This is a genomic window from Sphingomonas sp. BK235, assembly GCF_004345855.1.
Lineage (GTDB): Bacteria > Pseudomonadota > Alphaproteobacteria > Sphingomonadales > Sphingomonadaceae > Sphingomonas.
Genome location: NZ_SLXN01000013.1, coordinates 13222 through 39681, shown reverse-complemented (window position 1 = coordinate 39681; position 26460 = coordinate 13222). Strand labels below are relative to the sequence as shown.

Genomic DNA, 26460 nt, shown 5'->3' with positions numbered 1-26460 from the left:
GTCATTGATCGTTCGTGGCAGAGGCCTGATTGACGATGACGAGCTGCCCCGGTGCGACGCCGACGATCGTCAGGCCAACCATCGTGAGCAGGATGCTTGTCGCCAAGGCGATGAGTGGCCCGGCCGGGATGATCCGGCGCCGGTAGAGCAGGGCCATGCCCTCGAACGCGGCCGCGCCGACCAGCGCGATGATGACCGCAAAGATCTGCATCCCACCCGATTACCGAAGGGAGTCAGCATGGACAACGTCGTTCGCCCATCGCGCACCAAGATCATCGGCGCGCTTAACGATCGCTGCCGAAAAGGGCTGGACCGCCGGGCACGCATCGTCATGACCCGCGCCTGCCTCGCGACCTTCGCCGAGGCAGGCGTGTCGACCCTGGTCGCGCAGATCGAGATCTTGGCCGCTTTGCGGGCACACACCTTCGACAGCGGGGATCTCGAGCGGCACCGTGGCGAGTTCGAGCTGCGGGGACACACAATCTATTTCGCTATCGACTATTACGACCTCGCCCTCGAGTACGGGTCCGAGGACCCGGCTGACGCGGCCGTCACGAGGCGTGTACTGACCATCATGGTGCGCGAGGACCTGTAGCGACTAGCGCGGAAGCCGCTGCGCCTGGGCGATGATCGAGTGAATGTCTCGCTGCATGTGGCCGACGGCAGCCTTGTACCCCTCGATATCAGCCGAAATGGTAGCCGGGTTCCATTTAGTGATATGATCGTGAACCATCGGTCCCACCAATGCGACTTTTTGATCGAGGCTTCGACACAACGCCGCCTCTGCCTCAGTGCCGCCGCGCAATGCGGAACAGCGTTCATCCAGCGCCTTCAAGAAAGCACCGAGCGTGACGCGGCTTTTGAAGCGGGTCGACAGCAGCTCGGCCAGGTTCGACGCCGTCATCCGCTTCATCGCATCAAGCACCGTGTCCATCGCGGAGACCAGGTCGCGAGCGGCAGCGTCGAGCGTAGACATTCGGGATACTCCGAAGCCAGGTAGGTCATTCCGGCGCGTCGCCGAACCTCATTCCTTAACTAACTACCGTTAAGACGACGTTGAAGCAGCAACATTTTGTCACGCTGCTTGAGGATGGCGATGGTCGCGGTGGCAGCTCGAGACACGTTCACGTTCCGCAACGCCGAGGGTTCGTCGGGTTACCAGGGTTTTTCGGTTATTGGTCGCTCGGCCTGATACGCGGCGAAGCAGAGGGTTTCTGGCAACTTGACATGACCGCGCAGCACTTCGCCGCTTGGGCGAAGTGCGTCCGCCGGATCCATGCCGAGGGTCGACCAGCCCGCGCCGTCGCTGATCTGCGCCGCGCTCAAACGCAGTCGCAGGAGGTGGCCAGCCTCGTTCAGCGTGAGATCGCAGACCTCTACCGTGAGGGAGATCCGGTCGCGGTTGTCCTGCCGAGCGGGCTGCTGAAGACCCAGATCAGGCGCATCTTAAGCAGCGAGATATCGCGCTACTTCGACGATATCGACGAGGCGGAACGTTGGGCACTCTGCTGCTGATGTAGGCAGCGACGCATCGCCAGAAACACTGGCGAGGCTGCGCCGCTCGGCGTAAACGTAATCTATGTTGCTGACTGAGCGCGGCCGACCCCACGGCCATCAACCAAGCGAAGGCTACTGTCGCGCGGCGTGGAACGCTGTCTGCCGCTCGCAGGCCGTGATCGAATTCGACACCAACGGCACCATCACATGGGCCAACGAGCGGTTTCTCTCCCTTATGGGCTATAGCCTGCCGCAGCTCGCGGGGCAGCATCACCGCGTGCTGTGTGATCCCAACTACGCTGCATCGACCGAATACGGGCAATTCTGGCAGCAGCTGCGAGACGGTGACTTCGAGCAGGGCGAGTTCATGCGGCGCCGCGCCGACGGGTCCGAGATATGGCTTCAGGCCAGCTACAACCCGATCTTCGACGCTGACGGCGTGGTGCAGCGGCTGCTCAAAATCGCGGTGGACGTGACCCGGAAGGTTCGCCTCGAGCAGGCGCTTCAGGCCAACCAGGCCTCGATGCAGTCGACCATGGGCGAGCTTGGCGCGATCGTCACTACGATCACTGCCATCGCCGGCCAGTCGAACCTCCTTGCGCTCAATGCCGGAATTGAGGCTGCACGAGCTGGCGACGCCGGGCGAGGCTTCGCCGTGGTCGCCTCCGAGGTAAAGAAGCTGGCAAGCGATACGCGAGCGGCAACCGAGCGCGCCACGCAGATGCTTGATCGACACCGCGAGGACGGCAAGGTCACCTCACAAAGCACCCGATCCTAGCCGGCAAGGGGCGCGTACCACATGCCGAAGGCGTTGCTGGCAATGTGGACGAGAAGGCCCGGCACAATCGAACGCGTGCGCAGCGCGCAGATGCCGGTTCCGAGGCCGAGACACAGCGAGGCGACCAGGTTCGCCGGCTCGAAATGGAGCGTCACGAAGAGGAAGGCCGACACCAGCACCGCGGCGACGCGCCAACCGCGGTCAACCAGCGTACCGAGCAGGTAACCGCGGTAGAGCAGCTCCTCCACCATCGGCGCGACGATCACCGTGGCGACCAAGAGGGCCAGACCTGCAGGTCCGGACAGCGACGCGACGAGCGCCCGGCCTACCTCGAGGTTACTGCCAACACCCGACTGCCACACGGTTGCTCCCTGCAGCGCGAGGATCCCGAGCGGGATCTGCGCAACGGCAAGGCCGATGACCATCGTGGTCGCGGTGCGCCCGTTCCAGGCCGGTGACGTCAGCAGTACGGCGCGCGCGCGGCCTGCCCGCCGCGTATCGAGCGCCACAAGGCCGAAGACCAGCAGCGCCGCCAGTACGATCGTCGCCGCGGTCAGCGCTCGGAGGCCGGGTCGAGACCCATGGCAGGTCCGACGATGTAATGGATCACGGTGAGTGCCGCCTGATGCGCGATCAGGAGCGCGGCAACGAGCCACAACGACGGCGCGGTCGATGGCTGAGCAGCGGGCGGGGGCCGCGTCGGCGCAGCAGCCAAGTCGAGCATATCCACCTCTCAGGATCAGGAGATCGTCGGTGAGCAGCATTAAGTCTCACGCCGCGCGAGCACGTCAATCCCGTCCGCGGCCTGTGCTCAATATCATGACGTTGCTCGGTCCAGCTCCAACGAAGGCGGAGTGGGAGGCTGACAAGGCAGCCTGGCGCGCCTTCGTCTTCGGAAACACCGCGAGCGGCTTTCGCGCCGGCACCCGCCTCGATCGCGCATGGTGGCGAGGATACGAGGCCGCTGCCCGCAGCAACGACCCAGCTGCGCTGATGCTGTAGCTGATCGAGCCTTGCCACGGCGAGCGGGCGCGGGAGAGGAAAGGGAGAGGGGAGAGGCGGATCATCCGGATCCGGGAGCCTCACCATGAACGCATTCCGCCACGCGACCGCTGAGGTGGTGATCCGCCACGGCCATATGGCGTGCGGGCTCGGAGCCGGCGCTGCCGGCATGAACGCCGCCAACCCTCGCGTCGGGCCGCTGCGGGGCCGCTTCGAGTGCGCAGGTGGGATCGACGTCGACGAGGGCGCGATCCGCAACTTCGAACGGTTGACGGGCGTGAAGGGCACCGTGATGGACCTCTTCTCCGAGGCCCAATACCGCGCCTTTCACCAACGTGCGCCGGAGCCGAGCTGGCGCGAGGCCACGCCGCTCGACATCCGCCGCGTCTTCGGCCGCCTCGACGTGCTGTTCGCGAGCTACCCGTGCAAGGGCTTCTCAGGCCTGCTGTCGGCGCGCACGGCCGAGACCGCCAAGTACCAGGCGCTCAACGACCTGACGACGCGCGGCATGATGCTGAGCCTCGAGGCCTACCGCGACGACCCGGTCGCGATCGTCGCCTTCGAAAACGTGCCGCGCATCGCGACCGCGCGGGGTGCCCGCTTCCTCGCTCAGATTGACGCGCTGTACCGCGCCTATGGCTATGTCGTCAGCGACGTCGAGGACAGCATCCACGACTGCGGCGCGATCGGCGGGCTCGCGCAGCGCCGCAAGCGCTTCCTCCGGCTGTTCCGCCATCCCTCCAAGGTGCCGAACTTCATCTACCAGCCGGCCAAGAAGCGGCTGCGCGGCGTCGGCGAGGTGATCGGCAAGCTGCCGATGCCGGGCGACCCGGCCGCGGGCGTGATGCACCGAGTGCCGGCGCTGCAATGGAAGACGTGGGTGCGGCTCGCCTTCGTGCCGGCGGGGCGCGACTGGCGCGCGCTGAACGATCTGGCAGTGATCGATGGACGGCTGCGTGACTTCGGCATCGTGCCTGAGCAGACGTTGCGCGAGAACGCGCTCGGTGTGCTCGACTGGTCGGATACCGCGCCGACCCTTACCTCCGCGCGCGCGCCGGCTCAGGGTCGCTTCTCGGTCGCCGACGTGCGCGTCTCGGCCGATTGGAACGCCGATGTCCTCGGCGTCCGCGACTGGCACCAGCATGCTGGCACCGTGACGGGACGCAACGGCCCGACCAACGGCGCGCACAGCGTCGCCGACCCGAGGCCGGACTATGGTCCTGCCACGCATCGCAACGTGCTCGGCGTGAAGCGCTGGAGCGAGAGCGCCGCCACGGTCCGCGGGAGTCCGAAGCCGAGCGCGGGCGCGCATGCGGTTGCCGACCCTCGCTTCGATGCGCACCCGAAGAGCGTCCAGCTCGGCGTCCGGCCATGGTCGGCGCCGTCGCCGTGCATCAAGGCCGATGTGTCGGTCGGCACCGGGCCGTACGCGATCTCGGATCCGCGTGGCACGACCGCGGCGGGCCAGCTCGGCAATGTCTTCCGCATCGTGCCGATCGACGAAGTCGGCGAGCCAGTCACCGACCCGAGGCCCGGATACGCGGCCGGCACCCACCGCAACATCCTCGCCGTCACCGACTTCAGCGACACGGCCAAGGTGGTCACGGGCGCGGTTCACCCTGCAGGTGGCGCACTGTCGGTCGCGGATCCCCGTCCGATCGGGCTCAGTGCGGGCGGGCGTGACCAGCACGGCTACAACAGCCAGGCGCACTACGGCGTCCTCGGCTGGGAAGACACGAGCGTGGCCGTACCCGGCCATGCCAAGTACGACCGCGGCAAGTGGTCGGTCGCGGATCCTCGGCTACCCAAACCCGAGCCGCTGGTCGCGCTGCCATCGCCGAACGATCGCGTCGTCGCGCGCATCATCGCCGCGGACGGTACGTGGCACCGGCCCTTCACCACGCTCGAGCTCGCAGCGCTTCAATGGCTGTTCGATCCCGAGCAAGTCTTCCGCTTCGACGGCGAACGAGGCTCCTGGTCCATGGAGCAGCCGTTCGACCTCGAGGGCAGCTCCGACGCGCAGAAACGAGAATGGATCGGCAATGCCGTCCCCTCGGCCGCAGCGCAGGGCATGGCCGAGGAGATCGGCGAGGCGCTGCTTCTCGCCAAGCTCGGCGAGACCTTCACGCTGTCCGACAAGGCCATCTGGGTTTCGCCGCTCCGCATGGCGCTCGCGGTCGACCATGCGCCGATCGAGGCGATCACCCACCGGCAGGATCTCGACTGGGGAGAGGCATGATGCAGCGATCGGGCCCAACTCGACTGCGGTCGAGTCATCCGCATGTCCGCAACCCGGTGCTGGCGCTGCCCAGCGTCGCGCGCCTTCAATCGCTCTCGCCGGCCGCGCGCGCCGAGCTGCGCCAGCTCCTGCTCGAGCTACGCGGCGATGCGCAGGTCCGGGCAGACGACTGCTGGCGCCGCCACAAGGCACCTATGGCCGCATACTGGAAGGTCGTATCGGTCTATGCCGGTCACGTCGCCCGGGTGCTGCGATGAGGTACGACCCGCGGATCGCGACGGTGTCCCGCGACGAGTTCGAGGAGCTGCTCGCGCTCGCGCGACTGGCCGACGAGCAACCCCGACCGATGACGGATGATGATCGCTGGCGCGCCGACTATGCCGAGGCACAGCGCCGGCGCCGGGTCATCGGCTATCAGCAGGATCTCTTCTCCTCGACGACGATGACACACTATCGTCGCAACGCGGCCGCGCCCGAGTGGGCGCGCGCGCCGATCGAGACGATCGAGCAGAAGCTCGAGCGTATCAAGGGCGATCCGTTCGCTACCTTCGGGCCGCCGCGCTCGGACCGGCCATCGATCCTGACACGCGGCGAGAGGGACGCGATCGTGCGCAAGGCCAGTAACTGGGTCGGCGTGCGCCGGCGGGTGCGGCTGGTGGACGCGCCGGGCTCGGTCGATCCTGCCTTTGGCATCCAGCGTTACCTCGGGCGCGAAGGCGTCGTGTGGCGTCTGTGCGGCGCTCCCTTCGACGATCACTGCTACGTCTTCTTCGACGCAGTCGGCGGTGAGCGCACCGCCAAGATCGAGTTCGCCGAGCTGCGAGACCTGGAGCCGGTCGAGTGAGCTGGCGCGAACCCGACCTCTTCTACGGAGACAAGCAGCCACCACGCACGCTTCCACCGATGAAGAGCTATCGGCCCGCGGCGCGCAAGGCCGCAAAGCCCTTCGCGGGGGAAAGCATGGGCGCCTGGGTCCGCCTCATGCATCGGCTCTTCGCCCTCGAGGCGCCGAGCAGCGAGCATTATTGGCGCACGCGAGAGACCGCTCGCGCGCTGCCCGTGGAGCGCATTCGGGAATGCCGCCACGATGATGACCTGGCCCGCTGCGAGGCGATGCTTGTGGAAGCGCGGGCAGGGTGGCTCTACGGCCTCGATCGTGCCTTTACACGGGCGGAGCGCGGCACCCTGTTGGTTGAGGTCCGCAACCGACGCCAGCTGCTGGCGCTGGGCCGTGAGGCGCCGAAGCCCAAAGGCGCGCGCATGGACCCGCGATGTCTCCCCGACGACGCTCTCGAGCGACTGATCCAGTCGCACGCCGACACCGGCTTGGTCGACCGGCTGCGCGGTGAGCGGGAGCAACGAGCGGTTGAAAGGAGAGGGTGAGATCCGTATTATACGGATGAGGAGATCGGCCATGGTGCAGTCAGCGACAGCCGGTGAGGTCTCGAAGGCGTTTGGCCGCTTCAGCCGGCGGGCGCTGGTCGAGCCGCTCACCATCACGAACCGCGGCGACGAGGCTTTGGTCCTCATGTCGATGCAGGAATATACCCGCCTGAAGAGCCGCGACCGCGTGGCGATGTCTCTCGACGAGGTCACGCAGGAGATGCGCGACGCTGTCGCCGCCTCGAAGGCGCCTGAGGAGTCCAAGGCCTTCAACCACGAGCTGGATTGAGGGTGGACGTACCGACGCCGCGTCCTGGCCAGGTCATCCGCTACGAATACCTCTGGAAGCGCGAGGCCGATCGCGGCGCGGAGGACGGCCGCAAGGAGCGGCCGTGCGCGTTGCTGCTGTCGCAACAGATGCGCGACGGTCGTACCGAGGTCTTCGTCCTTCCCATCACGCACAGCCCGCCGATCGAACCCGCGCTCGCGATTGAGATCCCGCAGGCCGTGAAGCGTCGTCTCAAGCTCGACGACGAGCGGTCATGGATCATCCTGTCGGAGCTGAACCGCACTCCTTGGCCGAACCAGGACACGCGGGTCGTGCCCGGCTCCAAGCCGGAGACGATCGTCTATGGACAGCTGCCAGAGGCGCTCTACAACAAGGTTCGGGATCGTTGGCTGGAGCTTGTCGATCAGCGGCTAGTAAAGGTCGTGACTCGCACAGAGTAACCGATCGGGGTGTTGCCGCCAGTTAGAAAAGGCACATTCTGCGCTAAATAGAAATGACACTGCTTGGTAGCAGCGGGGGCAGCGTGTAGCCTCTCAAGCAGCGCAGCGCAGCCCCCGCTGAAGCGGCGTCGTCGCGGCTCTTGCGCTCTTAAGCCGGCTGCGACAGCAGCTGGCTCGCTTACTCTGGTGGACGGTCCGGCTTACTCACCAAGCATCCGATGCGAGGTGTTCAGCCCACGCGCCAGTGACCGCCGTGATTGCGTGTTCGTGCGACCACGTCTTCGCAAAATTGGGTGATGTGCTGCGGCAAGAGATATCGATTCAGGCCTATTTGCGAACCGGACGGCACTGACGGCAGCGCTAGCTCATCAAGAGGCTAGGAATTTGGGATGCAATAGGTCATGGGACCGATCTCTCGTTCGTAGTCTGGCCGGTCCGATTAAGAACCATGCGATCATGAAGCATTTTAATCGTTTCACTGCCCGATCGTTCGAACACAAAGGGCAGCAAAGCGTGGACGCCGCAGAGAAAGCCACCTTTGAGCATGGCGCCGGAGAACGACGACGCATGGCGCAGATGCTGCCAGTAGGTCTCGTTCACCGATCGAGGGTGCTGATTGAAAAGCCGGCGAAGCATGGAGCGGTTCCTTCAGGAAAAAGACTTTGAGATCATCACGATTGCGACGAAGGCGATCAGGAGCGCGAGCAGCACCTCGAGAAGGCCGGGGCGGGTCGAGAGACGACGCGCCAGAGCGCTTCCGCTGGCGCACCCCACCACTCCGCCTGCGATGAAGCTTGCGGCTAAGGGCCAATCGACGAAACCGGACAGCGCGTAGTTCGCTGCGGTCGTCAGGCCGAAAGCGAGCACGGCGATCAACGACGTGCCCACCGCTTCGAGGATCGGCATGCCGGTAGCCGTGACCAGGCCGGGCACAATCAGGAAGCCGCCGCCTATGCCGAAGAAGCCGGCCACACTCCCGCTTCCCGCGCCAAGGCTGCACAGTCGAAGCAGGCGGCCACCGGCGGGAGCCTCACTCGCCGATGCGGTCACCAATCGGCTGCGCGCCAGCATCAGGCCGGCTACGCCCAGCATCAAGAAGCCGAAGAACACGACCAGCTGCGCGCCGTTGAAAGCTTTGCCCAGTGTCGAGCCGGCAACAGCGCCGGCCACGCCGCTAGCCGCGAACGGGAGCCCGCAGCGCCAGCGTACGGTACGGGCGCGAGCATGGCTAAGAAGGCCGGTTGCGGCGTTAACGGCCACTGCAAAGGCGCTGGTACCGATCGCCACGTGCGGGTTGGTAACGCCCACAAGGTACAGCATGAGAGGAACCGCAAGGATCGATCCGCCACCTCCCGCGAGCGCCAGAACGAAGCCGATGACGCTCCCAGAGGCGACGCCCAGGCCATATTGCAGGGTCGTCAAATCCACGGTGGCAGTCCTGATCGGGTGGTCACAGCCAATTCTCCATGCGCACGCGTTGTCACTCGCCGGCACGATGTGTCGGCGTGATGGCAGTGTCGGTGCGGTCGAAGGTGGCGGGAAGATCTGCCTTCCCGCCGAATTCAGATCAAAGCTTCAATGAGAGGCGAGCGTAATAATAGCCTCCGTAAGCGCCAAACGGCGAGTTCGATCCGTAGATCGAGCTTCCGATCGTATTGGGAACAGTGTTCTTGTCGGGGTATGTGTCGAACACGTTGTAGGCACCTACAGCGACGCGAGCGCTGTCCGTCACGTCAAAGCCGGCTTCGACATCGGTGATCCACTTGGCGCCGTAAAACTGGTCGAGCGACGGCGTGTTGTTCAGCGAGGCCCACTTTCCGTACCGGGTCTCCTTCACGTTCAAGCCGAAGCGGCCGAGTGTCCAGTCGGCACCCAGGATCAGCTTGTCCTCGGGCGTGCCGACCGTGAAGTATCCCTGGGTCTGCCGATCGAACAGCGTCAGGTTCAGCCCGGCCAGCTGGCTGGGCGTGGGCGCAATGGCGCGGATGCGGGTCTCATTGTGGTTGTAGCCCACGGTCGCGCGAAGGCGCCCGAGATTGCCGAGCCCGATGTTGTAGCTGCCCACCACGTCGATACCGCGCGTGCGCGTATCGATCGCGTTGGTGAAAAAGCGAACGTATTGGTCGCCCGAGAAGCCATTCTGACGCAGGATCGCGCGCACGCCGGCATTCGACAGCAAGCCGGTCAGGGTGATCCGATCGTCGAGGTCAATCTGGTAGGCATCGACGGTGACGGACAGACCCGTCAGCGGCGTCAGCGCGAGACCGACGCTGTAGTTGCGGGAGCGCTCGGGCTTGAGCGGCGCGGCGCCGAGTGCGTTGGCGATCGGCGAGCCGGAGCGCACGATCTTGGACTCGATCAGCTGATACGCTCCGCCCACCAGATTGAACTGGGTCGATGTCTGGGCGTAGGCCTGCTGCGCAAGGCTCGGTGCCCTGAACCCCGTCGAGAACGCGCCACGCACGTTGAGCCAGTCGAAAACCTTGTAGCGCGTCGAGACCTTGCCACTCCATACGTCCCCCGAGCTGTCGTCGTAGGTCTCGTACCGAACGGCGCCGGTCACAAGGAACCGGTCGGTCACGTCGAGGGCGAGGTCGGCGTAGCCGGCCCAGACGTTGCGCTTGATGTCGGCCTGGTCGGCCGGTGTGACGATGACGGCACCCTGAGCGCCAACGGCGCCGGGCTGGCCTGCCAGCGGAATACCGGCCGGGTAGACGTAGCCACCGTTCTGGTACGCCGCTCGATCGAGCGCCTTTGTCACGTAGGATTCGTAGCGATACTCAGCACCAGCCGAGATTTGCAGATTTCGGCCAAAAATCTTGTACGACCGGGTGACGTCGAGGTTGTTGGTCCACTGGTCGAACGCGGCACTGAACGTGTTGAAGGTCGTTGGGCTGAGCGCGCCTAGAGAAGCGTTGATCGAGTTGTCGGCGCCACTGCGGGCATAATCGCGACCATAGGTGGTGCTAAGATCCACGCTCCATAGACCGACGCTCCCCTTCAGCCCGGCGGTGGACTGAAAATCCGTTTCCTGCAGCGTGTAATAGGGCGTGAACCCGTCGGGGTAGATCGCGATCACGTTGCTCGTGGTGTTCGGCTTGCGTCCTGCCTGACCGACGCGTGCTTCTCGGTATCCAAGCGTCGTGGACATGTACGCCGTGACGTTGCCGAGATCATACTGGCCGTTAAGTGCCCCCTGAACCTGCCGAAGCTGCGGCAGGCCGCCCTGGTAGTTTCGCCGGTTGACGGTTGCCTCGCGCGGATCAGGTTGTCCGTTGACGGGGAAGTAGAAATTGCCGGGGGTATCGGAGTTGCGCACCGTCGCATTCTGGTACTTGCCGTCGACCGACACGGTCAGCGATCCGCGTTCGCCGAGAGCGAAGCCGTGTGACGCCTGGAGCGTGGCGGTCTCGCCATCGCTTCCGTTTACCTCGTCCCGGTACCGCTGACCGACCTCCATGCTGAGGCTGCCACCGGTGGCGTTCTTCTTGAGAATGACGTTGATCACACCGGCGATCGCGTCCGAGCCGTATTGCGCCGCGGCACCGTCACGCAGGACTTCGATCCGTTCGATCGCGCTCGCCGGAATCTGGTCGAGGTCAACGGGATTGCCACCCGCCGAGACGTTGCCCGAGTTGAGGTTGATCAGCGCGGAGTTGTGGCGCCGCTTACCGTTGACGAGAACGAGCACGTGCACACCAGAGAGGCCGCGAAGGCCCGCAGGACGGGCCACGCTGTCGAACGAGGAGCTGCCGACCTGCTGGGCCTGAAACGAGGGGACGAGCTGCGTCAGCACGTCACGCAGCTGCAGGCTGCCCGAGAGACGGGACAGCTGCTCGCCGTCGATCACGTCGATCGGCGTCGGTGAGGACGTGACGGTACGCGGCTGGCCGCGCGACCCGGTCACGACGATGTCACCCCCCGCCTCAGTGCTGGCCGCATCGGCCGCCTCCTGTGCAAAGGCGGGTACCGGCAGTAAGGTTAAAACGGCGAGTGCGGTGGTAAACAGATAACGGCTACGCATGATGTCCCCTTCTGGAGCTGGAGCTTCCTCCCGCTAATCTTTGTCGTTCCAGACGGCCGTCCTTGTGGACGGTCCGTGCATCAACCTGCGGCAATCTTTTCTTTTTGAACGTTATTACGAGGTTCGGCGCGAACAGCACCGAAGCTCTTGTCGAGGTCGGCGATAAGGTCGTCGACGTTTTCCAGGCCGACATGCAGCCGGATCAAGGGACCGGTGAGACCAGTGGGGTGTGACCGCGCCGCCAGCTGCCCGTCGCAAAGGATGGCCAAGCTCTCGAAGCCGCCCCATGAATAGCCAAGACCAAAGAGGCTGAGGCGGTCCAGCATGGCGCCCGCCGTTTGCACGGTGGCGTCGAGAACGATGCTGACCAAGCCGCACGTGCCGGTAAAGTCCCGCACCCACAGCTCATGTCCGGGAGCGCCAGGGAGCGCCGGGCAGAGCACATTCGACACCTCAGGTTGGCTGGCTAGCCAGCGTGCCACGGTGAGCGCCGCCTCGCCGTGCAGGCCGAGGCGAGCATGCAGCGTCTTCAATCCGCGGACCGCCAGATAGGCATCGTCCGGCGACACCGCGCATCCTGCTTCCATGCTCGCGCGAGCCAGGATCGCTGATGTCTCGCCGCGGCTGGCGGCCATGCCCATGAAGACGTCGGAGTGCCCACAGACGTATTTGGTGAGCGACTGCACGCTCACGTCCACGCCGTGGTCGAGCGGCTTGAAGAAGACGCCAGCCGAATAGGTGTTGTCGATCATGGTGCGGACCCCGCGCGCGCGCGCTGCCGCAGCGATGGCGCCAACGTCCTGCATGTCGAGGGTGAGCGAGCCGGGGCTCTCCAGCACGAGCAAGCGGGTCTGACTGCCGATCATCGCGGCGATCTCGTTCGCGCCTGCCGTGGGCGGGAAATAGCGCGCGGTTACACCGAAGCGCCGCATGGTGCCCTCGATGAAGCGCCTAGTGGGATTGTAGACACTGTCGACCAGCAGGATCTCGTCGCCTGCGCTCGTCAGCGCCTGGATCGTCGCGGTTACAGCGGCGAGGCCCGACGGATGAAGTTGGACATCCTCCGCATGTTCCAGATCCGCCAGCATCGTGCGCAGGCGCGCCTGTGTGGTCAGCCCGCTCCGCCCATATGTCGGGCCGGCAGGCGGTTTGCCGCCGAAGCAGCCGCTGTCGCTCAACAGGACGGTGGACGCTCGTTGTACCGGCGGCAGCGGCGTGTTCGCGAGCGGCGAGCCAGGCTCGCCGACATGGATCATGCGCGTGGATTCTGCCGCGTCGAGAATGGTTCGTCCTTTCAAGCCGGGCCTCGCTCGGAGACCGCTGTGTTCACACGTTTGTCACTCAAGGATGGGGTGATGGTCCCACCCGATTTTCCAACGCGAAGCCGTTTCTTTGGGATAAACATCCTCTTTCTCTCCCAAAAATTGGGCAAGGTGCTCGATCTGCTCAACACGCACGTGACGGCAGCGGCAAAGCGGTGGTGAATTTCAGTTCTTCCATCGCGAAGGCGGAGCTGACGTCGGTCAGCCGAACAGCGCCGATCAGCCGCTTGTAGACCGCGTCATACGCCGCGATGTTAGCGACACGGATTTTCATGAGATAATCCACGTCTCCGGTCATCCGGTACAACTCGACGATCTCGGCCATGCCCTCGGCGGCAGCGGCGAAGGCGCGCAGCCACTCCTCGCTGTGTTCGCTGGTGCGAATGCTGACAAACGCCGTCAGGCCCAGCCCTAATCGATCAGCGTCGAGCAGCGCGACGCGCGCGGTGATAAGCTTTGCCTCCTCGAGGCGCTTGAGGCGGCGCCACACGCTGTTGTGCGAGAGGTGAATGACTTCGGAGAGCGCCGCGACGGACAAGGTCGCGTCCTTCTGCAACGCTGCCAGGATACGGACGTCCGCGTCGTCGAGCGTGAGGGCCTCTGGCATCGCTCAGCCAACCGTCTCGAGAGGAGGGCGCGGAAGAAGGTCAACCAAGGGAGTTCCCGCACTGAGCGCGGTGACAATCGCGATCTCGCGCTCGCGGCGCTGGGATGCGATCATCAGCGTCTCCTCGAGCTCATGTGGCTCGAGCACCACGACCCCGTCGGCATCGGCGATCACCAGGTCGCCGGCGTGCACCACGACACCGCCCACCGACACCGGGGCGTTGAAGCGGCCGCCCAAGCCGAGGCGTCGCGTCGTACGGGACACCGGGCCGTGCGCCCAGATCGGCAAGCCTACGGCCTGCAATTCGGCCAGATCTGCGACCGGACCATCGACGATGATGCCGGCCGCTCCGCGCACCTGCGCCGCTCGCGCGACGATACCGCCGATGCAAGCGTGTAGGCGATCGCCAAGCCGATCGACGACGATGACGTCGCCCGGTCGCACGTGGCCCATCACGTCATGCAGCAACGTACCGTCGAGACCCGGAAGCGCGACGGTAATAGCCGTGCCCCTGATCGATCCGCTGCCGATCACCTGACGTACCCGCGCGTCGCACAGCCCCCAGGTGCGCCAATGGCCAAGTGTCGCGGTGTCGAGCTCCTCACACTTTGCGAGCAAGCTTGGCTCAATCACGGTCGGCATCGGACGCAGGTCGTAGCTCATGCCGATCGGTCCGGCTGTCGCGGGTCCTGCCTGCGCCAGTGCTGGAGGAAGTCGGCTACCCGTGTGATCGTCTCTTCTGCGATGGTGGCGCCAGCGGTAGCGCTGGCGAGCGCTGCGTTGCCGCTGCCGACGCCATTGGACGCAACATCGGTCACATCGAGCGGCATATCGATCGGCATGCCGTGAAATTCGACGCCGGAGAATTGCGACTGGGTCGGCAAACCGAAGGCCAAACGGCGGCTCGCCGGCTCGATCAGATCGCCGCGCACCAGCTCAGGGGTGAGATGGAGCATCAACGAGGTCAGCGGATCCGCGCCATGCCCGCGTGCCGCAGCCGCGTGATCGCCGTGCACCTGTCGCCACGTGGCCTCAGGCAGCATCCTCCACAGATTGAGGTTGGGAATGACCAGACCGGTCTTCCGACGTACCTCATGCGTCACCTCCAAGATGAGCGGCGCGTTGGTGGAGTGACCATTGACCACCACAACATGCTCGATGTCGTGGTCGGTAAAGGCGTCGATCATGTCGCGCAGCACGAAGCGGAAGGTCTCACCTCGTAGTTGCACGCCGCCTGGCATGCCGCGGAAGAACTCCGCATAGCCGAACGGCAAGACCGGGGCGCAGATTGCGTCCGCGCGCGCCGCGGCAGCGTGCGCGATCCGTTCGGCAACCACGAAGTCGCCCATCGGGGCGTGCGGACCCTGTTCTTCCTGGCTGCCGAGCGGCAGGACGATCACCGGGCGCTCGGGCAGGCGACCGGCGAACTCGGACCAGGTCAGGTCCTGCAAGGCGTGCGCGCGCTTTGTCACGCGTCCATCCGGATACCGAGCGCCTTGTTTGCAGCCACAGGTATGCTGGAGCGCACACGCTCCATGAGGACGGGATCGACATGAGCGGACGCAAAGCCGGTGCCGTCCGAGACACGGGCAACGACCGCGCCCCAAGGATCGACGATCATCGATTGCCCGAACGACTGACGCTCACCCGCGGGGGTCATGTAGCCGCCCCATTGCGCCGCTGCCGCAAACCAGCACTGCGTCTCGATGGCCCGGGCTCGGATCAGCGTTTCCCAGTGATCCTTGCCGGTGAGCAGCGTGAAGGCGGCCGGCAGCGCGATCAGCTCAGCGCCACGCGCCACCAGCGCTTGGAACAGCTCTGGAAAGCGAATGTCGTAACAGATCGAGCATCCGACCTTCACGCCCTCGCAGTCGTACACCGCGATCGTCTGGCCAGGCTCCACCGTTGCTGACTCATGATAGCGCGCGCCATCGGCCGTGGTAACGTCAAATAGGTGGATCTTGCGGTAGCGGGCGGCCTCGCGCCCTGCTCGATCGAAAACGACAGTGGTGTTGTAGGCTCGGCCGTTACCTGCTTGTTCGTAGATCGACCCACCGTGGATCCAGACCCCGTGCTGTCGCGCCAGGTCCGACAAGAGCGCGTAGGTCTCGCCACCGAGCGACGGTTCGGCAACGTCTGGCGCACCGCCCGAGCCGCCGAGCCATTCGCAATGTTCCGGCAGTAGCAGCCAGTCAGGTCGGTCGCGCTCCACCGCTTGCGTCACGAGGTCGGCGATCGCACGCAGGTTGGCCGGCTTGTCGCCTTGCGAGTTCATCTGGATGACGCTGGTCTTCATGGGTCAGGGCCTCGCACCGGGCGCGCTGGCTGCGCCGTAATAGAGAGCGTTGAACAGCAGCTTGAACGCGCCTTGCGTCTGGGCACGCAGGGCAATCTCCGGGCCGAACAGGAACACGTGCCCCCGACCGGATGGGACGTCGAGAACGGCTGCGGCTCCATCCAATCGCTCTTGGTGCCAACCCCACCCGCTGTGCAGGAGGTTGGTTCCCGCGAAGCGGGCAGGAACGCCGACGCTAGCAGGCTCAAGCGCCCTGAAGACCGGACTGGAGTCGAAGAAGAGGTCGACCTTTTCTGGAAGGCCGTAGGCAAGCGGCTGCGTTCGATCGGTCGTGGCCGTCACAAGGGCGCCGGGAACATAGAAGTCGGTACGCGGGATGGGCTGCCTTTTGCCGGCTTTCTCCTCGGTCAACGCGTCGGCCACAGGAAGACCTAGTCCGGAGATGAGGCCGGCTGAGGAGCTGCCCATGCCAAGGATCGAGCCGCCCTGCTCAACGAATTGCCGCAGCTGCGGCAGGGTCTTGTCGGCGCTGATGCTGCCGAGCCAGGAACGATACTGCGCCGGGATCGACGCCGGGTTTGGCTGTGCGTTGTCAAAGCGACCACGGAACATGCCGCCCTCTCCCGACGACCGATCATTCGGGATCGCCGCATCGGGCACGATCAACACGTCGAAGTCCCGCTTCAGCGCGCCGCGGTCGAGGCGCTGCGGATACACGATCGTGTAGGGGAACTCGTACTGGTCGAGGATCCAGCGTAGCCAACCGGTTGGATGCAGACCACCGTAGAGGTCGACCATGGCTATCCTGGGCCGGCGAAGCGCGATGCGCTCGCCAGTGGGCGCCGCTTGAACCGCCTCAGCGCTCAGGCCGAGCTCGTGCGTCGCTTGTGCCACGAGCGTGACAGCCGCAGGGCTGAAGGGGATCCACAAGGCGCCCGGTTCCGCGACGCCGCCCGCCACGGATGTCGGAGCCTTGATCCAGCTTTGCGCCAGCCCCGCCTTGGCAAGCCGATTGCTGAGGACGAAGACGTTATTGGCGCTGTGGCTGACAAGCCAGCCTGCGCGGCCATTACCGGTAATCCGCCCCGGATCGACCGCAAGAGGTCCAGAGACGGCTTTGGTGGGCGCATCCAGCGCATCCAGAACGCGCTCGAAGCGGACCCCCATCTGGAACGCCGGCGTGTACCCCGAGGCGTCAGCCGGGGGGATAGGCGGTCCGCCCGGATACTGGAAGTTGTTCGGGTAGTGCTGCGGCTCAAACATGTCGACGACATGCGCGCGGTACGCCTGTGCCGTTCGAACAACATAGCTGCCCGCGGGCCACTGCTGTCCATTGGCGATGAAGGGCGCGTCGGCCCGCTCCACCTCGACGCCTAGCTTCATCAGCGCGTTGAGGAAGTGAACGGCGGTCGGGAAATCTCGTTGATCGGGAGGGATGATATAGGCGCGCGCGTCGCGGGCGGCGGGATCGAGCAGCACCTTCTCATAGAAGCCCGTGCCGATCTCGCTGGTTCCGGTGGTTCGAGTGCGAACCGGTTTGGCGCCGGTCGCGGCTGACGCCGCATGGGCAGCCTCGATACGATCGGGCGTGACCGTCCAGCTGTCACGCTGCCCCTTCTCAATGCCGTTCGCACCCATCCGCCAGATGTTGAACAGCAGCTTCTCGCGGTTGGCTGCCGCATAGTTCAGCAGCCCGCGGTTGATCGACAAGCTGTAGTCGATCGATTGCCGCATCGACCATAGCTGGGGCCGAATGGGCAACGGCTGATCGTTCTTCGCGATCTGTCGTTCGGGAACGAACGGGATCTGCTCAGGTACCGGCTTGCCGATGATCTCGATCAGGATGCCCACCGCATTGTGGAAATACGCCGAGGTTCGCAGGTTGCCGTTGTACCATGTGTCGTAGTGTGCGCCGCCCCGGGTCGTGCCGCCGCCCTTGTTCTCCGAGACCAGACGGCTTGCGATCGTCGATCCGACCTCTTCCAGGCTGGTAATGACAAGCGGTTCGTAATGGTAATTGAATGGATCGCGGAACGGTGGAATGAACAGGACGGTACCTGCCGGACCGGTCTGGTGTTGGTTGAGGATGATCTGTGGCCGCCACTCGCGGTAGAGGACACGCGTGATGTTCTGCGTCTCTGGCATCTCTGCCATGTAGAAGTCGCGATTGTTGTCATGGCCGACATAGGGGTGATAAAGCTTCGGGAGGCTGCCGAGGTCTGGCTCGCGCTTTGCGGGGTCCTTGATCCGCATGTACCAGTTGGCAACCAACTCCATCCCGTCCGGATTGTCGGGGGCAAAAAGCGTCACGACGTTGTCGCGAATGCGAGTGGCTTCGGGATCGTCGCTCGAGACGAGATCGAAGACCTGCTGAATGAGCGCCGTCTGAGCCTCTACCTCGCTTGCATGCAGTCCGCCGTCGACCCAGACCACCGCCTTGCCGCCGGCTGCCATTGAGCGGGCAGTGGCCTCGTCGATACCCGTCGCCCGGCCAAGCCGCTCCGAGATGCGACGATATTCCTCCAGTTTTGCGAGATTGGCAGGGGAAGAGACAACGGCCACGATCTGGCGCCTGCCCTCCGTGGTCGCACCGATATCGATAAGGCGGATGCGATTGCTTTGTTGTTCGAGCACGCGCCAGTAGCGGACCATGTCGGAGTAACTGGGTACGTAGCGATCCTCGCCCATCACGTGACCAAGCAGCTGTCGCGGGGTGCTGACCTGCGCGATCGCCGGGGTTGAGGGAAGGGCTAGCGCGGCAAGCGCGAGCGCGAAGGCTTGTCTCATTGGTCGATGGCCGTCCGTGGGTCTGGAGCGCGGAGGCTCACAATCACGCAGAGCGAGATCGCGGCGCACGCGGTGATGTAGAAGGCGGGCGCGATCAGCATGCCGGTCTGCTGGACCAGCAGGGTCGCGATGAACGGCGCGAAGCCGCCAAAGAGCATGACCGCCATGTTGTAGCCGACGGAGAGCGCCGTGTAGCGCACGCGGGTAGGCAGCAGCTCGCACAGGAACGTTGGCGCCACCCCGCTGAACATGCCCGAGAACAAACCGGCGCACGCGGTGGTCACGACCACCGACATGCCGGTGCGCTGCGACGCCATCAACTGGAATAGCGGTACCGAGACGAGAAGGAAGCCCAGCGCGCTGGCGATGAGAAACGGCTTGCGGCCGACATTGTCCGATGCCCAGCCGGTGAGCGGAATGACCACGATGTTGACGAGGGCGCCGACCAGCGTGCCGGTGAGCGCCCACGACGGATCGACCTTGAGCACCTGCGTCGCGAAGCTGACCAGGAATGCGCCGAACGTGTAACCTGCGACCGTCCAGATGATGACAAGGCCGAAGATGGTGAGCACCGCGCGGCGATGCTCCGTCAGCGCTTCCCGCAAAGGGTGATGGGGACGCGCAGCATCTTCATCCTCGGCCCGGAAGTTGGGTGTCTCCGGCACGTTCGCGCGCAGGTAGAAGCCGAGCGGGGCTACCGCAACGCCCGCGATGAACGGGAGGCGCCAGCCCCAGCTTTGCAGCGCCTCCGGACTGAGCGCCAGGTTGAGCAGCAGGGCGACCGATACGGCGGACACGATCGCTAGGCTGGTGCTGAGCTGCTGTAGCGCGCCGAATAATCCGCGCCGATGTGCAGGGGCATACTCGACCAAGAAGGTGGTGGCTCCGCCCCACTCACCGCCTGCGGCAAAGCCTTGAAGAAGGCGGCAGATCACAAGCAGGATCGGCGCCGCGAGGCCGATGCTGGCATAGCTTGGAATGAGACCAGTGGCGCAGGTGGATCCCGCCATCAGCAACATGGTGAACACCAGCGCGGCCTTGCGGCCATGCCGGTCACCCAGGCTGCCAAGCACCATAGATCCCACCGGACGCATCACGAAACCGACGCCGTAGGTGGCGAAACTCGACAGGATCACGGTGACCGGGTCGGCTGCCGGGAACATCGCCTTGCCGATCTGCGCCGCGAAGTAGCCGTAGATGATGAAGTCGAACAATTCGAACCAGTTGCCGATCATGGCTGATCCGAGGGCCCGGGCGATGTCCCGTCGGCTCGGCACGGGACGTGCGGCGGATGTGAGTGTCGCGCCGCTCATCGGACGGTCGCCGGCGGAGATGGCTTGGCAAGGGGTGCGCTGACGTGCCGCGGGGTCACCACCTGACCACCCGAAACGGCAAGCACGCCGTCCTTCACGACCATGTCGATCCGGGACAAGGCGTCGATATCCTCGTCGGGATGTCCGTCAACGACGATCACGTCGGCGAGTTTGCCGGGCTCGATGCTGCCGAGCCGGTCGCCCATATCGAGTAGCTTTGCGTTGGTGAGGGTCGCTGCCTGCAGCGCTGCCGGAATGGAATAGCCGCCCTTCACGAACCATTTGAGCTCGGCAAGGTAGACGTTCGGCACCATCCGGTTGGCATCTCCGATCGTGTCCGTACCGACCCCCATGACGATGCCGGCCGCCTTCATCTTCTTGAACACGTCAAAGTCGCCTTGCGCCGTCATGGTGAAGCGACGTGATGTTGAGCCGTAAAAGCCGCCGGCGCGGTCGATCACGTTCTGGTACACTTGCAGGGTCGGCACCGCGGTCGTGCCACGCTTCGCCATCGCGGCGATCGTGGCGTCGGTGCGAGGCAGAGGATGCTCGATCATGTCGATGCCGGCATCCACCGCCATCGCAGTGTAGATGGTCTCGCAATCACAAGTGACCTTCAGGCCCAGGCGGTGCGCTTCATCGACCGCAGCCGCAATTTCGTCCGGCGCGAAGTGACTAGCGACCTTGATGACGCTCGCACCCTGCTTGAAGGTCTCCCGCACCGCGGCGCGCCATGCATCGGCGCCATTTCGCTCCCATGCGAAGTCGGGTCCGTGGCTGGGTGAAACAGGCCGCTCCGTCGCATGACCGCCGGTGCCGGTGATGATGTGGCCGGCGGTGAACACGCGTGGGGCGGCGATTTCGTCGGACGCACTGGCCTCCGCCAGTAAGTAAGGCGCGTTGGAGACGCCGTTCAGGTCTCGGACGGAGGTGATGCCGGATTCGAGCATCCACCTCAGGTTGCGCATACCCCGCAGAACACCCGCTCCCTCGCTCGCCTGCTCATCGATCGGGGTGTTGCCATCGGGGTATGTGACATGAACATGCATGTCGATCAGCCCGGGCATGATCGTCTTGCCGGTGACGTCGATGACCTGGGCATTAGGCGGCCAATTCGTCGCTTGGGGCGGCAGCACTGCCGCGATCTGGTTGCCCTCGATCACGACCGTCGCCGCGCGGACCCGCATGGACACTGCGTCGAAAAGTCGGCCGCCCGTCAGGACGATCGGCACTCCGGCGACGCTCTGCGGCTTCAGCGGGATGCGCCGCGGGTCCTCCGTGGTGCGCGCACCAGGGGCGATCACAGCACGCCGGTCGTTCAGCGGCACCGACTGCGCGTAGGTAGAGCCAGCCATAGCGAGGAGCGCTGCGCCCCCCAGCGCCCGCGCGATTAGCCCGGTCATCTGTTTTCTCCCTCGTTTTGGGCGTTTGCCGCGGTTCGGACATACGCAGCGATCTCAGCATGCGTGGCGAACCATGCGCCATTCGCTGTCGCGTGGCGGATGATCTCTTCAAGGATCCAAATGCGTGAGCGTGCGCCGATGACGTGCGGGTGCATGGTCAACTGAAAGAGCCCGCCGTCTTCGATCGCGCCGTCCAGTTCGCGGCGGAAGATGTCGAAAACGTCGGTGGGCGGCGTGTACGGGCGGAGGGATCCCGCCCGATGCATTAGGAAATAGGCGGCGTCATCGCGGATCCACTCGACCGGGACCTCTACGATCCCGCTCGGCTGGCCATCGAGCAGCAGCTCGTAGCAGTCCTCGTCGGCCATGAGCGAGCTGTCATAGGAGAGCTCCATCTCCCGAGCGATGGCGAGAGTTTCAGGGCTGAAGTCCCATGACGGCGTGCGCATCCCGCACGGGCGAACGCCGGTGATCGCCTCGAGCGTGTCGGCAGCGCGCAGCATGAGCTCGCGTTCGGCACCGGGCGGGAGTTCGGTGTTCCATTCGTGTATCCAGCCGTGCAACCCAACCTCGTGACCGAGGCCCACCAGTCTTTGCTGTTCTTCCGGATGAAGCAGCGCCGACACCGCCGGCACGAAGAAGCTGGCTTGCACTCCGTGCCGCTGGAGCACGGACACGATGCGCGGCACGCCCACCCGGACGCCGTACTGCCCCCAACTCATCCGACCGATCGATCGACCGCCGTCGCGCAGCTCGTTAGTCTCGTGATCGCTGTCGAACGACAGGGCGACGGCGAAGCGCGCATTTCCCGGCCAACTTCTCGGTTGCAGAGCGCGTCCCGCGCGCACGCGATCGACCCGGGTACGCCACTCGTCCTCACGCCACTGCCACGGCGGCCCGCTCATTGGCCACCATCCACGCTGAGGATCTGACCCGTGATGAAGTTGGCGTTCTTGGAGGAAAGGAACAGCACCGCCTGCGCGATGTCCTCAGGTTTCCCCAGTCGCCGCAGTGCGGTTCGCCCGATCAAAGCGGCCTGTCCCGCTTCACCGTAGCTGTGCCACTGTGCCTGTGTGGCCTCGTTGGTGATAACGAAGCCGGGCGCGACGGCGTTGACGCGAATGCCGGCAGTGCCGAACTCCTGCGCCAGCTGGCGGGTGAGGCCCAACATCGCGTGCTTGGCGGCGCAATATGCTTGGACGCCCGTCAACGACGCCTTCAGCGACGCACCCGACGCTATGTTGACGATTGCACCGCCGCCAGCCAGCGCCATGCGCGCAACGGCTGCCTGGCTCAATGCCGCCGCAGCGTGGACGTTGACTGCAAAAATCGCGTCCCAATCTGCGTCTTCGACCTCGGGAAAGGGTCGATGCGCCTGGCCGAGGACACCGCCGGCATTGTTCACCAGGACGTCGAGGCGACCGGTATTCGCGACGATGTTGGCGATCCACCCGCGAGCACCTTGCCGATCCGAAAGGTCGACGCTTGCGACCTCCACGCCACAAGCCTGTGCGGCGGCGAGACCAGCATGATCGACATCGCAACCAAATACCCTCGCCCCGTCGGAGATGAACGCGGCGGCAATCGCACGGCCGAAGCCACTGCCGACTCCACTCACCGCGACGATGCGCTCAGACATGGACCGCCTCCAAGAGCCGGTCGAGGTTGGCGTCCTCCTGGGCGGCGCCGTCCTCGATCGCGTGGATCGTGGCCACCAACCGATCCAGTGTGGAGCAGGTGATCCCGTGGCGGGCGGCAGCGGCAAGAACCGGTCCGTAATGCGCCTCTACCTCGGTCCGTCGCTTATGCACGGCGAGGTCGCGCCAGACCCCGGAATGGGTTTTGCTGCTACCGCGGTTGAAGTCGGCCATCGCCGCTACGCTCGTGCGAGCCGCGTTGGCGTTGGCGCCGGGAAGGAAGGCGGCGGGATCGAAGCCGTTGAATGCCTGGGGCATCACGCCCTCTGCCTTGGCAACCCGCATGATCTCTCCTGCGAGTGCCTGCCAGAGCGGGAGCAGGTCGGCCCGGTCGAGGCAATCGACGATGCCCAATCGTCCCGTCGCCTGCGCGTACAGCAACACCGCGTACCCGAGCTTTCCCCAGAGATAGGACGCGATGTCAGAGGTGACACCCGCAGCCGGGTCGAACGCTCGGAGGAGATCGGCCGCCTCATGGACTCGGTCTGTCATCGCGCCATCGAGTTCACCGACGCGCACCGCGCCATGAGCACCGAAGCGTATGATCCCTGGAGCGATCACATCGGCGCCAAAATTCACGAAGCCACCGAGCGTTCGCTGGTCTCCCACCACCTCTGCCACGAGCTGTTCGGTTAATCCGTTCTGGAGCGAGGCGATCCATCCATCACTCGTCAGGTGAGGCTCCGCTGCGCGCACCGCTGCGTCCGTATGCTGTGCCTTCACGCACAACAGGACCTGGCTCCAGGCACCTTCCACCTCGTCAGGCGTGAACGCTCTTACTGGTGACCTGAAGGTGCCGCTTTCATCCTGAACGACGAGGCCATGATCAGGATCTCGCAAGGCGGCAACGTGCGCCCGGTCCAGGTCTACAAAGGTGACGCTATGACCTGAGCGGACCAGAGCCGCGCCGATCGACCCGCCGACTGCACCCGCGCCCCAGATGAGCACGGGGACGCTCACGCGGCCCGGTCCGGCTGCATCGCGCTGCCAATCCCATTCGCTGCCGTTTGGAGAGCGAGGATGATGCGCTCACGGTTGGCGTTGAAGCGAGCTGAGATGCACCCGACGTTCAACGCTGCCAGGGTTTGTTGTCCGGTGCGCGGGATCAATGCCGCGATCCCGGTTGCGCCAAGAACGAGTTCGTCCTCGACGATCGAAACCCCGCTTCGTCGCGCCTCCGCAATCCTCTCTTCGATAGCCTGCTGATCGGTAAGCGTCGCATCCGTCACCTGACGACGCGGCACGGCGGCGAGGGCGGTAGCCACCTGCGCGTCGTCCTGCGCACCCAGCAGCACGCGCCCGATGGCCGTGCAGTAGGCCGGTTCCTGTCGCGGCAGGTCGACGTCGAAACGGACCTCGCGAGTTGCGACTTCCTTCGCGATGAGCCTCACCATGCCAGGCGAACCGGTGATCGCCAGGATGACGGTTTCGCCCAGTTCGTCGGCCAATGCGCGCATTGCTGGCGGAGCCACGCGGAGCAGGCGACCATGACGGGCGAAGCCGTCGCGTCGTACGATGTCGTTCAGCTTGTAAAGGTCATCTGCCTCCCGGACGAGATAACCTCGCCCGTGGAGCGTCCGAAGAAGGCCCAAGGTGCTGCTCTTCGGCAAGCCCAAGCCCTTCGACACGTCGGTGAGTGTCAGCCCATCGCACCGTGTTGAGAACAGCTCGAGCATGTCCAGCACCCTGGATGCCGACTTGATCGAATCGTTCATGTATGAGAACGCCGGTTCATAGCTATGAACAGCTACGGAGATGTATCATCGTGGTCAATGGCCTTCGTCACCAAGGTGATCTCGTCGATCTCTCGGCCATAGCCGACGTGCTGAGCAGATGGGCCGCGTGTGAGAGCCCATCTTCGGATGCCCAAGCTGTGAACCGGATGATGGATCTTGCCGTCGCGGCGATGTCCGACGTCGGCGAGATCTCGGTCGACCGCATCCCCGGCCGTGACGGCATCGGAGATGTCGTTCTTCTGCGAGCGGGGCCGCAGCATCAGCGCATTGGATCCCTGCTGATCGGTCATCTCGACACCGTTCACCCGATCGGGACCGCGGCCGGGCCCTTGCCTATCCGTCGTGATGAGGATCGTCTCTATGGTCCTGGTTTGTACGACATGAAGGGTGGCGTATTCTGCGCGATGGCGGCGCTCGCGCGTGCCGCTTGCGACGGCACGTTGACCAAGCCGACTGTTATGCTGCTGTCACCTGATGAAGAGATCGGCAGCCCAACAACGCGAGCGTTGATCGAACAGCTCGCAATGAATGCCGACCAAGCGCTAGTTGTTGAGCCGGCACGAAGTGATGGAGCGGTCGTGACAGCGCGTAAGGGCGTCGCCTGGTACCAATTCGATGTACAGGGCGTGCCTTCTCATGCGGGTACGCACTATGCCGACGGACGAAGCGCGATACGTGGCGCGTGCGAGCTCATTCTCGAGATTGAGGGCAAAACAGATGAACCCGGTGGGACGACGGTCAGCGTCGGCAAGATCATTGGAGGAACGGCGCGCAACGTCGTGCCTTCTCAGTGTAAGTTTACGGCGGATGTGAGAGTTACAAACGTCGCGAGCGCTCGAATCATCGAAGATGCCATGCAGTCGGCTCGGCCGCGAGATGAGAGGTTGCGGGTAACTGTGACGGGCGGGTTCAATCGGCCGCCTTACGAGAAGACAGTGGCGAACGCGCGCTTACTGGCTCACGCGCAGTCGGTAGCGGGGTCGTTGGGCATCTCGTTGCCCGACGTGCCTATGGTTGGCGGCGGCTCGGACGGTAATTTCACCTCGGCGTTGGGCGTTGCCACGCTCGATGGCTTGGGTGTTGAAGGTGGAGGGGCACACACCTTTGACGAGCACTGCCTTCTCTCATCGATACCAAGCCGGATCGGCCTGCTAACCGAGCTGTTGCGGACACCCCTACCGACTGAGGTTTGAGCAGCGGTTGTAAGGCGGTTGCTCGATTAGTGGTCGGCGCGAGACGGTCGATAGCTCTCGACCGGTCGTGGCGGCCTTGCAAACCTCGACGAATCCAATATGCTCGATATATGGATAACGGCTCGGCTATTGCGGCGCTGGGAGCGCTCGCGCAAGGAACGCGGCTGGATGTGTTCCGACTGCTGGTGCGGCACGAGCCGGACGGGATGGCGGCGGGCGAGATCGCCCGCCAACTCGAGGTCCCGCAGAACACCATGTCCGCGCACCTCGGCATTCTCGCGCGTGCTGGGATCGTGCGCTCTGAACGGCACAGCCGATCGATCATCTATCGCGCCGATCTGGACGGCCTGCGCGCTCTGACGCTGTTCCTCGTCAAAGACTGCTGTGCAGGCAATGCGGAGCTATGCGCGCCACTCGTCGCCGAACTCTCCCCCTGCTGCTGAAAGGACGCCTC

General features: G+C 64.8%; 30 protein-coding genes. 11 read left to right on the top strand and 19 right to left on the bottom strand.

Annotated elements, in window-relative coordinates:
* Position 1 precedes the first annotated feature (1 nt).
* On the bottom strand, positions 2 to 211 hold the full coding sequence (locus EV292_RS20810; protein WP_132911191.1) for a hypothetical protein: 210 nt from the start codon (positions 209 to 211) through the stop codon (positions 2 to 4).
* 27 nt (positions 212 to 238) lie between these two features.
* On the opposite strand from EV292_RS20810, the gene EV292_RS20805 reads away from it, so the two are divergent.
* The gene (locus EV292_RS20805; protein WP_207913502.1) at positions 239 to 595 is read left to right on the top strand and encodes a DUF3768 domain-containing protein; all 357 of its coding nucleotides are present in this window, start codon (positions 239 to 241) and stop codon (positions 593 to 595) included.
* 3 nt (positions 596 to 598) lie between these two features.
* On the opposite strand, the gene EV292_RS20800 is transcribed toward EV292_RS20805, so the two are convergent.
* On the bottom strand, positions 599 to 976 hold the full coding sequence (locus tag EV292_RS20800) for a hypothetical protein (protein ID WP_132911190.1): 378 nt from the start codon (positions 974 to 976) through the stop codon (positions 599 to 601).
* Between the two features lie 80 nt (positions 977 to 1056).
* On the opposite strand from EV292_RS20800, the gene EV292_RS20795 reads away from it, so the two are divergent.
* Both EV292_RS20795 and EV292_RS20790 read left to right on the top strand, forming a co-directional pair.
* A complete protein-coding gene (locus EV292_RS20795) occupies positions 1057 to 1515 on the top strand; it encodes a hypothetical protein (RefSeq protein WP_132911189.1) in 459 nt (152 codons plus the stop codon).
* Between the two features lie 64 nt (positions 1516 to 1579).
* Positions 1580 to 2275, top strand: a complete 696-nt coding sequence (locus tag EV292_RS20790; protein WP_132911188.1) for a methyl-accepting chemotaxis protein — start codon at positions 1580 to 1582, stop codon at positions 2273 to 2275.
* Here EV292_RS20790 and EV292_RS20785 read toward each other — a convergent pair.
* Together EV292_RS20785 and EV292_RS22820 are read right to left on the bottom strand one after the other, a co-directional pair.
* Entirely contained in the window at positions 2272 to 2784 is a 513-nt protein-coding gene (locus EV292_RS20785; RefSeq protein WP_165927218.1) for a CPBP family intramembrane glutamic endopeptidase, read from the bottom strand. The two genes, EV292_RS20790 and EV292_RS20785, sit on opposite strands and share 4 nt — an antisense overlap.
* A gap of 44 nt (positions 2785 to 2828) precedes the next feature.
* Complete coding sequence (locus tag EV292_RS22820; RefSeq protein ID WP_165927217.1) at positions 2829 to 2999, bottom strand: hypothetical protein; 171 nt, start codon at positions 2997 to 2999, stop codon at positions 2829 to 2831.
* Between the two features lie 396 nt (positions 3000 to 3395).
* Between EV292_RS22820 and EV292_RS20775 the strand changes: the two genes are divergently transcribed.
* Genes EV292_RS20775 through EV292_RS20750 form a run of 6 tightly spaced genes read left to right on the top strand, consistent with a single transcriptional unit; the run spans position 3396 to position 7628 of the window.
* Entirely contained in the window at positions 3396 to 5516 is a 2121-nt protein-coding gene (locus EV292_RS20775) for a DNA cytosine methyltransferase (RefSeq protein ID WP_243693897.1), read from the top strand.
* Positions 5516 to 5773: a hypothetical protein gene (locus EV292_RS20770; RefSeq protein WP_243693896.1), complete on the top strand. Its 258-nt coding sequence runs from the start codon at positions 5516 to 5518 to the stop codon at positions 5771 to 5773. The genes EV292_RS20775 and EV292_RS20770 overlap by 1 nt, the downstream gene beginning before the upstream one ends.
* Positions 5770 to 6360 (top strand): hypothetical protein, encoded by a 591-nt coding sequence (locus EV292_RS20765; RefSeq protein WP_132911184.1) that lies wholly within the window; start codon positions 5770 to 5772, stop codon positions 6358 to 6360. Before EV292_RS20770 ends, EV292_RS20765 begins: the two co-directional genes overlap by 4 nt.
* The gene (locus EV292_RS20760) at positions 6357 to 6899 is read left to right on the top strand and encodes a hypothetical protein (protein ID WP_132911183.1); all 543 of its coding nucleotides are present in this window, start codon (positions 6357 to 6359) and stop codon (positions 6897 to 6899) included. The genes EV292_RS20765 and EV292_RS20760 overlap by 4 nt, the downstream gene beginning before the upstream one ends.
* Before the next feature lie 31 nt (positions 6900 to 6930).
* Entirely contained in the window at positions 6931 to 7188 is a 258-nt protein-coding gene (locus EV292_RS20755; protein ID WP_132911182.1) for a type II toxin-antitoxin system Phd/YefM family antitoxin, read from the top strand.
* 2 nt (positions 7189 to 7190) lie between these two features.
* Entirely contained in the window at positions 7191 to 7628 is a 438-nt protein-coding gene (locus EV292_RS20750; protein WP_132911181.1) for a hypothetical protein, read from the top strand.
* A gap of 399 nt (positions 7629 to 8027) precedes the next feature.
* Here the strand turns inward: EV292_RS20750 and EV292_RS20745 are convergent, their stop codons facing one another.
* The 15 genes from EV292_RS20745 to EV292_RS20675 all read right to left on the bottom strand — a co-directional run bounded on the left by EV292_RS20745 (position 8028) and on the right by EV292_RS20675 (position 24792).
* Positions 8028 to 8264: a DUF6356 family protein gene (locus tag EV292_RS20745; protein ID WP_132911180.1), complete on the bottom strand. Its 237-nt coding sequence runs from the start codon at positions 8262 to 8264 to the stop codon at positions 8028 to 8030.
* A 12-nt stretch (positions 8265 to 8276) separates the two neighbouring features.
* The gene (locus EV292_RS20740) at positions 8277 to 9056 is read right to left on the bottom strand and encodes a sulfite exporter TauE/SafE family protein (RefSeq protein WP_132911179.1); all 780 of its coding nucleotides are present in this window, start codon (positions 9054 to 9056) and stop codon (positions 8277 to 8279) included.
* Between the two features lie 139 nt (positions 9057 to 9195).
* Entirely contained in the window at positions 9196 to 11652 is a 2457-nt protein-coding gene (locus EV292_RS20735; protein WP_132911178.1) for a TonB-dependent receptor, read from the bottom strand.
* An 80-nt stretch (positions 11653 to 11732) separates the two neighbouring features.
* Positions 11733 to 12950: a cystathionine beta-lyase gene (gene metC, locus EV292_RS20730; protein WP_243693895.1), complete on the bottom strand. Its 1218-nt coding sequence runs from the start codon at positions 12948 to 12950 to the stop codon at positions 11733 to 11735.
* A gap of 148 nt (positions 12951 to 13098) precedes the next feature.
* Positions 13099 to 13581: an Lrp/AsnC family transcriptional regulator gene (locus EV292_RS20725; RefSeq protein ID WP_132911177.1), complete on the bottom strand. Its 483-nt coding sequence runs from the start codon at positions 13579 to 13581 to the stop codon at positions 13099 to 13101.
* A 3-nt stretch (positions 13582 to 13584) separates the two neighbouring features.
* Positions 13585 to 14244, bottom strand: a complete 660-nt coding sequence (locus EV292_RS20720) for an RraA family protein (protein WP_243693894.1) — start codon at positions 14242 to 14244, stop codon at positions 13585 to 13587.
* Positions 14241 to 15053 carry a creatininase family protein gene (locus tag EV292_RS20715; RefSeq protein ID WP_132911176.1) on the bottom strand — a complete coding sequence of 271 codons (813 nt, stop codon included), beginning with the start codon at positions 15051 to 15053 and terminating at the stop codon, positions 14241 to 14243. Before EV292_RS20715 ends, EV292_RS20720 begins: the two co-directional genes overlap by 4 nt.
* A complete protein-coding gene (locus EV292_RS20710) occupies positions 15050 to 15877 on the bottom strand; it encodes a carbon-nitrogen hydrolase family protein (protein ID WP_132911175.1) in 828 nt (275 codons plus the stop codon). Before EV292_RS20710 ends, EV292_RS20715 begins: the two co-directional genes overlap by 4 nt.
* A 3-nt stretch (positions 15878 to 15880) precedes the next feature.
* Positions 15881 to 18664, bottom strand: a complete 2784-nt coding sequence (locus EV292_RS20705) for a M14 metallopeptidase family protein (RefSeq protein WP_132911174.1) — start codon at positions 18662 to 18664, stop codon at positions 15881 to 15883.
* Positions 18661 to 19899 (bottom strand): MFS transporter, encoded by a 1239-nt coding sequence (locus tag EV292_RS20700; protein ID WP_243693893.1) that lies wholly within the window; start codon positions 19897 to 19899, stop codon positions 18661 to 18663. Before EV292_RS20700 ends, EV292_RS20705 begins: the two co-directional genes overlap by 4 nt.
* A gap of 74 nt (positions 19900 to 19973) precedes the next feature.
* A complete protein-coding gene (locus EV292_RS20695) occupies positions 19974 to 21380 on the bottom strand; it encodes an amidohydrolase family protein (RefSeq protein ID WP_132911172.1) in 1407 nt (468 codons plus the stop codon).
* On the bottom strand, positions 21377 to 22285 hold the full coding sequence (locus tag EV292_RS20690) for a polysaccharide deacetylase (RefSeq protein ID WP_132911171.1): 909 nt from the start codon (positions 22283 to 22285) through the stop codon (positions 21377 to 21379). Before EV292_RS20690 ends, EV292_RS20695 begins: the two co-directional genes overlap by 4 nt.
* Positions 22282 to 23019, bottom strand: coding sequence for an SDR family NAD(P)-dependent oxidoreductase (locus EV292_RS20685; protein WP_132911170.1), 738 nt, complete (start codon positions 23017 to 23019; stop codon positions 22282 to 22284). Before EV292_RS20685 ends, EV292_RS20690 begins: the two co-directional genes overlap by 4 nt.
* Positions 23012 to 24025: a 2-dehydropantoate 2-reductase gene (locus tag EV292_RS20680; protein ID WP_207913501.1), complete on the bottom strand. Its 1014-nt coding sequence runs from the start codon at positions 24023 to 24025 to the stop codon at positions 23012 to 23014. Before EV292_RS20680 ends, EV292_RS20685 begins: the two co-directional genes overlap by 8 nt.
* An 8-nt stretch (positions 24026 to 24033) precedes the next feature.
* Positions 24034 to 24792 carry an IclR family transcriptional regulator C-terminal domain-containing protein gene (locus tag EV292_RS20675; RefSeq protein ID WP_132911168.1) on the bottom strand — a complete coding sequence of 253 codons (759 nt, stop codon included), beginning with the start codon at positions 24790 to 24792 and terminating at the stop codon, positions 24034 to 24036.
* 2 nt (positions 24793 to 24794) lie between these two features.
* On the opposite strand from EV292_RS20675, the gene EV292_RS20670 reads away from it, so the two are divergent.
* Positions 24795 to 26006: a M20 family metallopeptidase gene (locus EV292_RS20670; protein WP_132911167.1), complete on the top strand. Its 1212-nt coding sequence runs from the start codon at positions 24795 to 24797 to the stop codon at positions 26004 to 26006.
* 110 nt (positions 26007 to 26116) lie between these two features.
* Positions 26117 to 26449 carry a metalloregulator ArsR/SmtB family transcription factor gene (locus tag EV292_RS20665; RefSeq protein ID WP_132911166.1) on the top strand — a complete coding sequence of 111 codons (333 nt, stop codon included), beginning with the start codon at positions 26117 to 26119 and terminating at the stop codon, positions 26447 to 26449.
* The last annotated feature ends 11 nt before the right edge of the window (positions 26450 to 26460 follow it).